This window comes from Saccharopolyspora sp. NPDC000359 (genome assembly GCF_040300525.1).
Taxonomy (GTDB): Bacteria; Actinomycetota; Actinomycetes; order Mycobacteriales; family Pseudonocardiaceae; genus Saccharopolyspora.
Genome location: NZ_JBEPDU010000026.1, coordinates 90,113 through 97,956 on the forward strand (window position 1 = coordinate 90,113; position 7,844 = coordinate 97,956).

A 7,844-nucleotide genomic window follows, 5' to 3' on the forward strand; every position below is an offset into this window, starting at 1 on the left:
TACGCACTCACCACCCCCTAGTACCGCGCGGCGTAGCGGGTCGGGGTCTCGCCGAACAGGGCCTTGAAGTCGCGGACCAGGTGCGCTTGGTCGGCGTAGCCGAGTTCGACGGCCAGCCCCGCCCAGTCCAACTCCGCGCCCTGCGCCATCCGCTCGGTGACCTCGTGCAGCCGGTACCGGCGGATCACCCACTTCGGACCGATGCCGACGTACTCCGCGAACAGCCGCTGCAACTGCCGGACGCTGGTGCCGAACTCCGCGGCCAGCGCATCGACCCTGGTGATCTCGGGTCTCGCGATGACCAGCGCGACGACGCCCGCGGCCAGCTCCGCCTTCGGGTCGGGCTCCGGCGCGTGCTCCCGGAGCAGCCGTTCGACGGCCGGGACGTCGGGTTCCGACGGCAGCGCGGGGCCGAACACCTCGCGGGCATCGATCGTCCGGTCGGTGATCGTGGAGACCGCAGCGCCCAGGAACGGCCGGAAGCAGCCGGGCCGGAAAGCCACGCCGAGCACGCCGCTGCGCCCCGACAGCACCCGGAACTGGTGCCCGCTGGAGACGCCGGTGACCAACGCGCGGCCGCCCTGGAACGTCAGGTGCACGTTCGGGTAAGGCACGATCAACTGCCGGTACGGTTCCGCGTACTCCCACGAAACCGCCCAGTAGCGCGCGACGTGGCGGGTCAGGCCCGGCGAGGGTTGCAGGAAGGAGTGGCGCTGGTGCTGCTGCCAAGCGCCGCAGACCTCCCGAACATCCCTCGACATGGTGGAAGTGTATGTCGCGTTCGTTCAAGACATCGGCCTCGCGCGGTGGTTGGCTCGACGCCATGTCCGAAGCACAACACGTGAAGCGCGCCACCACCGCCCTGGCCGGGGTCGTCGAAGGCATCACCCCCGACCAGCTCGCGGCACCGACCCCGTGCACCGAGTACGCGGTGCGCGACCTGCTTAACCACCTGCTGTTCTGGGGCCCGTCCCTGGAGGGCGCCGCCCACAAGGAACAGGTCCCGCCCCCAGCCGCCGCCGAGTCGGACGTGGATCTGCCCGACGACTGGAAGCGGCAGCTCACGCAACTGCTGGACCGCATGGCGCAGGCCTGGAGCACACCCGACGCGTGGACCGGCACCACCCACATGGGCGGACCGAACGAGATGCCCTCGGCCATGATCGGCGGCATGGTCGCGATGGAATGCGCGGTGCACACCTGGGACCTGGCGCGGGCCACCGACCAGCCCCTGCAGCTCGACGAGGACCTCGTCACCTTCGCCCACGCCCAGGCCGAGCAGACGGCGGAACAGGGCCGAGCGATGGGTGCCTTCGCGGACGAGGTGGCGGTACCGGAAACCGCCCCACCGCTGCACCGCCTCCTCGCCCTGACCGGCCGGGACCCAGCCTGGAAGCGGTGACCGACGGTGGTGCGGTTTCCGCGGGGAACCGCACCACCGGGCGCTCCGCCTGGGACGACGTGGCGATTCGTCGGTGCAACCGACCTGCCCCCAGCTCGAACCGGGTGGGCGCATCCAACGCCGCGCCTAGAGCGCCAGTGCCGTCTGGACTCCGGCCGCGTTGCGCTGCTCGAAGTCCAGCAGGCTTCGCTTGCGGTCGATGCCACCGCCGTAGCCGGTCAGGTTGCCGTCGGAGCCGACGACACGGTGGCACGGCACGATGATGCTGATCGGGTTCTTGCCGTTGGCCAGCCCGACCGCGCGCGACGCGCTGGGACGCCCGATCCGCGCCGCCAGCTCGCCGTAGGAAACCGTTTCGCCATAAGGGATCTCGCGCAGCGCATGCCACACCCGCTGCTGGAACGGGGTGCCGATGAGATCCAGCGGCAGGTCGAAGTCGGTGCGCCGACCGGCGAAGTACTCCGCCAGCTGCTCGACCACCGGACCGAACGGCGCCGCGTCGAGCTCCCCGAAGTCCTCCTCCGGCGGCCGGTGCCGCTGCTGCTCCAGGTAGACGCCGGTCAGCGCACCGCCGACGGCGACCAGGGTAAGCGGGCCGACGGGACTGTCGACGATGGTCTTCACCGGGTGCACTGCAACATCCTCTCCTCCACCGGTGCCCGAGCGGCAACCGCGTTCGGGAACCAGCATCGCCCCTGGTCCAGGGGCGGTGCTGGCGGAAATCCGACATCGTCAGCCGGAGTTCCCGGCGGCCAGCCGAACGCGCCGCTTGTGCTCGACCGCCGCGGAAGCGGCGAGCACGGCCGGGCCGCCCAGCTCTGCCAGGGCCCTGACCCGCGACCGGTGCTTCCGCAGCTCGCCAGCGGCGATGCTCTTGGAAAGCAGGTTTCCGGCATCGGCGAGGCCGACGAGCGCGGCGTCCTCCCGGGCGATCTCGCGCACCGGAACAGTGCTGCGCACGATCGAAGCGACGTGCTCCTGCAGCGCCCGCACCGCGGCCGGGTCGACGGCGGTGACCCGCTCAACCGGGACAACCCCGAGGACTTGGCGGCTGCCGACCCTGATCACCCCCAGTTCGATCAGGGAGTCGCGCACCCACACGTAGGTCTCGCGTCCGTGGCTCCGCGCCAGCTTCTTCCAGCGGACCGGGCTCTCGCGGACCTCGACCAGCGCATCCGCGAGGACCAGGTCAGCGGGCAGGTCAGCGCCCACCGCAGCGGCCTTGCCGGCGGAATCAGCCAGCAGCCCGGCCATGGCGAGCTCGGTCAGCACCGCGCCTCGCAGCACCAGGCCGAGGTCCCGCTTGTTGGTCAGGCCCTTCCCATCGACATCACAGGCCATCAGGAAGACCCTGCTGGTCAGGGAATTCATGTTCTCCTCCGCTCAGCCGCGCTCGGCGAACCAGCTGGCGAGCTGCGGGATCGACGCCAACGCGGCGCCGGTGTGGTCCAGCGGCCCGACGTCGACGAGTTCGGCGCGCTCGCCCAGCGCTTCCTGGCAGCGCACGGAGTTCGCGAACGGCACGTCCGTGTCCTCGGTGCCGTGGTGGAGCCGGACTGGGACGTCCGGTGCCCACTGCGCGCAGAGCTGGTCGTTCGCCGCGAAGGCCTCGGCGAGCTCGCCGGTGGGGTGCGACAGCTTCTGGAGCATCTCGGGCTGCAGCAGTTCCTGCGGCGTCGACGGCAGGCCCTGCAGGATCTCCGGGAAGGAGTGCGTCCCGTCGAACAGCGCTTCCGCGGTCTGGTCGTAGGGCGCCCGGAACGCCTCGCTCGGCGAGTCGTACAGGTGGTAGGCGTGGTTCCACGAGGTGACGAAGTAGCCGAGGTAGACCACGGCGGAGCGCGGGTCGACCCGCCCGTCCAGCGCGGCGGGCAGTTCGGTCCCGGCGATGTCGTGCGGTCCGGCGACCGCACCGACGGCCCGGAGCTCGTACTCCGGGTCGTCCTGGATGGCCTTCCCGAGCGGCACCGACGCGTGCCCTCCCTGCGAGAACCCGGCGACGTTGACTCCGCCGTCCAGCTCCGCGCCCCGCTGCTCGGCGATCGCCCGGGTGGCGCGCATGCTGTCCAGCGAGGTCTGCACGGTCGGCGCGGCCAGCATGTACTCGGGCTCCCCGAGCCCCAGGCCGAGCCCGGCGTAGTCCGGTGCGGTGGCGGCCTGCCCGGTCCCGGCGAAGAGCAGGACCGCAGCACGGTCCGGGCTGTTCACGATGGACGCCGCTGTCCCGCGCGACGGGTTGGTGCCGTGCAGGTACACGGTGAGCGGCAGTTCCTCGTCCGTCCGCGGGAAGGCGGCGACACCGCTGGCCACCGTCGGCTCACCTGCGAAGTCCGTCGTGCGGTAGAGATACCGGAAGGCGTCGACGCCGTAGCGGACGTCGGCGGGCGCGAACCCCTGCTGCACCAGGTGTTCGGCGAGCCCAGCGGCGTCCATCGAGACCAGCGGCTCGAACGCGAGCAGCTCACCACCGGTGGGTGCGGCGTCGGACTCCGCCGCGCAGGACGAGAGCGCAGCAGTGAGCAGGACCGCCGAAGTGGCGGCGAAAGCACGTTTCCTCATGGCGTCGAATGCTGGCCGCGCCACCCCCGGCACCGCGCCGGGCCAACGACCATTCCCGCACCGACCGCGGTCTAGGCGGGCATCGACTTTGGTCTGATCCCCCACCCCACCGGCCCGCCCTACCCTGTCCGGCGTGCCCACACGCCCCGTGCCAGTGATCGCCGTCGCGCTGCTGGTCGCCCTGCAGGTCTTCGCCAAGACCCAGTCGAACACCGGTGAGCTGGCCCTGGACATCACCGTGGGAGCGCTGGCCTGCGCCCTCGCACTCGGCGTCTGGCGCTGGCCAGTACGCGCAACGCTGGGCCTGGTGGCCCTCGCAGCACTGTCGATCACGGCGACCCCACCAGCCACGATGGCGGTAGCGCTGGTGGCTGGGCAACGCCGCACCAGCACCGCCGCGTGGGTCGCGCTGGCGGGGGTGGTCGGCCACGCGGTCCTCGGCTGGTGGCAACCACTGCCCGGACTCCCCTACGCCTGGTGGCTGGTGCTGGACGTGGTCGCGCACGCCGCCCTGGTCGGCTGGGGCTCGCTGCTCAAGGCGAGGCAGGAGCTGATCAACTCCCTCAAGGAACGCGCCCGCCGCGCGGAAGCTGAGCAGGGCAGACGCGTCGCAGAGGCCCGCGCAGCAGAACGCACGGCCCTGGCCCGGGAGATGCACGACGTGCTCGCCCACCGACTGTCCCTGGTCGCCACCTACTCGGGCGCGCTCGAGTACCGCCAAGACGCGAACCCCGCCCAGCTGGCCAAAGCGGCGGGCGTCGTCCGCGAAGGAGTCCACCAAGCGCTGGAAGAACTCCGCGCGGTGATCACCGTCCTCCGCGACGACACCGCGGAACCGCCCCGCCTCGGCATCCCGGACCTGACCGAGCTGATCGAGGAAACCCGGGCAACCGGCACCCACGTCGACTTCACGAACACCACGACGGAGCCCCCACCCCCGCCGATCGGCCGCACCGCCTACCGCGTCGTGCAGGAAGGCCTCACCAACGCCCGCAAGCACGCTGCTGACCAGCCAGTACGCGTCGCGCTGACCGGTATCCCGGGCGACGCGCTGCGGGTCGAGATCACCAACCCGGTCTCGAACACCGCACCCGCTCTTCCGGGCACCGGGACCGGACTGGTCGGCCTGACTGAGCGGGTGCGGCTGACCGGCGGCCACCTGGACCACGAATTGACCGCAACCGGCGCCTTCCAGCTCCAGGCCTCGCTACCGTGGCCCCCGTGATCCGAGTCCTGATCGTCGACGACGACCCCCTGGTCCGAGCGGGCCTGACCCTGATGCTCGACGGAGCGAACGGCATCTCGGTGGTCGCCGAAGCCCCGGACGGGGAGTCGGCGATCACGGCCACCAACGCCCACAACCCGGACGTGGTGCTGATGGACATCCGCATGCCCGGCATCGGCGGCCTCGAAGCCACCAGGACCCTCCGCTCCCGGCAGGACCCGCCAGAAGTGGTGGTCCTGACGACCTTCGACGCGGACGACGTGATCGTGCACGCCCTCCAAGCCGGAGCAATCGGCTTCCTGCTCAAGGACACCCCGCCCCCGGAGATCGTGGAAGCGATCCGCCGGGTGTCGGCCGGGGACCCGATCCTCTCCCCAGCGGTGACGAGGAAGCTGATGACCAAGGTGACGACCGGAGCGACCCGCTGCGAGAAGGCCCGATCGGCGTTCGGCACCCTCAGCGACCGAGAACACGAGGTAGCCCTGGCGGTGGCCAACGGCAAGACCAACGCCGAGATAGCCAAGGACCTCCTGATGAGCGTGGCCACGGTGAAAGCCCACGTCTCCCACACCCTGACCAAGCTATCCCTCACCAACCGAACCCAAATAGCCCTACTCGCCCACGAAGCAGCCCTGCTCTGACGGGTGGGTACAGTTCAACGGCTCAGAGGGCATCCCACGCGTAGCGAAGTTCGTAGGACTCGCCGGGCATCACCATGTCGTTGACCTCAACCACCCGGTCACCGCTCCACGTACGCCGACGCACGACCAGCACCGGACCGCCACCAAGCCCGAAGATCTGCCGCTCATTCGCGTCCGGCATCCGAGCACTCACGATTTCCTCGTGATCGGTGATCTCAAAGCCCTGGTCTTCCAGCCGTGCGAGCACACCGCCGGGCCCGGTCTCGACTTCCTCAAGCGCCGTACCCCTGGTGATCTCACGCGGCAGCCGAGACACCGCCAACATCACCGGCTCACCATCCGCACGCATGACCCGATCACGTACGCAGAGCTCAGAAGCCTCTTCAATGCCGAAGAGTTCCGCATAGTCCTGCGCGGGCTCGAACCACACCTTGACGGACGACGACGGACTGAACCCCTGAGCATCCGCTTCGGCCAGGAAGGCGGCCTTGTTCGCATCCCGTCGAGCCTTGGAGAGACGTTCGCGGGAGTCCAGACGGCGGACGACCTTCGGCGGAGCCACGAACACGCCCACACCGTGACGCATCTGCACCAATCCTGCCTCGCGAAGCTCCTTCAGCGCCTGACGCACCGTGGTCCGGGAGGAGTCGAACTGCTCCTGCAGGGCTTGCTCAGTCGGCAGCTGGTCACCAACCGACAACTCACCACGGTCGATCTGACCCCGCAGCGTCGCCGCGATCTCCTGGTACTTCGCCGCAGCGGACATTAGAACACCTCGCATTAGACGTCTGAGTCCTCACGAACGAGTGTCTCACCTTGCCCAACTCTCGCACCCGTCACTATCTTCCCAAGTTGTATGAGACGACTAACACGACTGAGATGAACCGAAACCCGCAACCGAGCGCATCTGCGCTCGCGCAACCGAACCCGCGCATCGCCTCAGCCGTGCAACTGCCACCCCGAAGGGGAGTCCTGATGTCCGGCTTCTTGACGTACGTGTGGCGACCCGTCACTGGCGGCCGCCACGCTTTCCCCATCGCAGCAACGAAAACTTCGCCAGAGAAGCAGGTGAAGGCCTACTGCGGCGCAACGACCGACGCCGCCGAACTCCACGACCGGTCCGAAGTGGACTGGATCCGCGAGAAGACCTGCATGACCTGCTGGCACATCCTCACCACCAAACCCTCGTGAGCGGCAAAGCTCGCAAGAGCAACCATCCCCACTCACGACTCCTGACCAGCAAAAACACCCTCGTGAGTGGGAATGGTCGCAAGAGCAACCATCCTCACTCACGACTCCTGACCAGCGGCGAGACCGGAGAAGGCGCTTCGATCGTGTTTCGGATTCGTGCGAGCACGGTCGTGTTGTTCGGTGTCCGCATCGCTGCTGGTCAACGCTCGTGAGCGGCAAAGGTCGTAATGGCCACCATCCTCACTCACGAGTCCTGACCAGCGAAAACACCTTCGTGAGTGGGAATGGTTATTAGAGCCACCATCGCCGCTCACGAGTCCTGACCAGCTACAACGCACCCCAGAAAGGAAACCGGTCCTGATGTTCTGGATTCAGCTGAGCACGTTCGTGCTGTTCAACGTCTTCATCCTCGCCCTGATCGCCACGCAGATCCCGTTCGTGGGGTTGAGATTCGCAGCGGGACAACATGCGGGGGCAGGCGAGGGTGAGTACACCGTGTGGCACCTCATCGCCGACATCGAAGCCGAACGCGCCACCGCCGCGCCAGCACAGCCTCGTTATCGCGAGCATCCCCCGATAACGCTCGAACCGCCTGCGCCGCCACAGCCGCCGCAACCGCTCACGCCACCGCCGCCAACACCACCACCGCCACAGCCTGAGTTCCCCGCCTACGACCCCGACGACCAGCCCACCGGGCGCCACCACCTGCGCAGGTGAGGGGTCGTGAGTGCGTAACAGTGTTCCAACACCGTTTCGCACTCACGACCCCCGGGACCACCACCCAAGCCGGGCCGGTGCGGCACACCTTCCCCCCGCCACCAGCCGC

Annotated in this window: 10 protein-coding genes; 5 read left to right on the forward strand and 5 right to left on the reverse strand. The window is 69.0% G+C overall.

The features are described 5' to 3' along the window. Positions 1-17: 17 nt before the first annotated feature. Complete coding sequence (locus tag ABT324_RS18220; protein ID WP_351178404.1) at positions 18-761, reverse strand: DUF6597 domain-containing transcriptional factor; 744 nt, start codon at positions 759-761, stop codon at positions 18-20. A gap of 62 nt (positions 762-823) precedes the next feature. On the opposite strand from ABT324_RS18220, the gene ABT324_RS18225 reads away from it, so the two are divergent. After that, entirely contained in the window at positions 824-1,402 is a 579-nt protein-coding gene (locus ABT324_RS18225; protein ID WP_351178407.1) for a TIGR03086 family metal-binding protein, read from the forward strand. Positions 1,403-1,528: 126 nt separating this feature from the next. Here the strand turns inward: ABT324_RS18225 and ABT324_RS18230 are convergent, their stop codons facing one another. The 3 genes from ABT324_RS18230 to ABT324_RS18240 all read right to left on the reverse strand — a co-directional run bounded on the left by ABT324_RS18230 (position 1,529) and on the right by ABT324_RS18240 (position 3,961). Beyond that, the gene (locus tag ABT324_RS18230) at positions 1,529-2,035 is read right to left on the reverse strand and encodes a methylated-DNA--[protein]-cysteine S-methyltransferase (protein WP_502949758.1); all 507 of its coding nucleotides are present in this window, start codon (positions 2,033-2,035) and stop codon (positions 1,529-1,531) included. Between the two features lie 99 nt (positions 2,036-2,134). Continuing rightward, positions 2,135-2,773, reverse strand: a complete 639-nt coding sequence (locus tag ABT324_RS18235; RefSeq protein ID WP_351178410.1) for a GOLPH3/VPS74 family protein — start codon at positions 2,771-2,773, stop codon at positions 2,135-2,137. 12 nt (positions 2,774-2,785) lie between these two features. Further along, complete coding sequence (locus ABT324_RS18240; protein ID WP_351178413.1) at positions 2,786-3,961, reverse strand: lipase family protein; 1,176 nt, start codon at positions 3,959-3,961, stop codon at positions 2,786-2,788. 133 nt (positions 3,962-4,094) lie between these two features. Between ABT324_RS18240 and ABT324_RS18245 the strand changes: the two genes are divergently transcribed. After that, positions 4,095-5,186 carry a sensor histidine kinase gene (locus tag ABT324_RS18245; RefSeq protein WP_351178416.1) on the forward strand — a complete coding sequence of 364 codons (1,092 nt, stop codon included), beginning with the start codon at positions 4,095-4,097 and terminating at the stop codon, positions 5,184-5,186. Then, positions 5,174-5,827, forward strand: a complete 654-nt coding sequence (locus ABT324_RS18250) for a response regulator transcription factor (protein ID WP_351178419.1) — start codon at positions 5,174-5,176, stop codon at positions 5,825-5,827. The genes ABT324_RS18245 and ABT324_RS18250 overlap by 13 nt, the downstream gene beginning before the upstream one ends. A gap of 22 nt (positions 5,828-5,849) precedes the next feature. On the opposite strand, the gene ABT324_RS18255 is transcribed toward ABT324_RS18250, so the two are convergent. Beyond that, complete coding sequence (locus ABT324_RS18255; protein ID WP_351178422.1) at positions 5,850-6,593, reverse strand: GntR family transcriptional regulator; 744 nt, start codon at positions 6,591-6,593, stop codon at positions 5,850-5,852. Between the two features lie 209 nt (positions 6,594-6,802). Here ABT324_RS18255 and ABT324_RS18260 point away from each other — a divergent pair, with 209 nt between their 5' ends. Next, a complete protein-coding gene (locus tag ABT324_RS18260; RefSeq protein WP_351178425.1) occupies positions 6,803-7,018 on the forward strand; it encodes an HC3 family zinc finger protein in 216 nt (71 codons plus the stop codon). Between the two features lie 360 nt (positions 7,019-7,378). Then, positions 7,379-7,735: a hypothetical protein gene (locus ABT324_RS18265; RefSeq protein ID WP_351178428.1), complete on the forward strand. Its 357-nt coding sequence runs from the start codon at positions 7,379-7,381 to the stop codon at positions 7,733-7,735. Positions 7,736-7,844 lie beyond the last annotated feature (109 nt).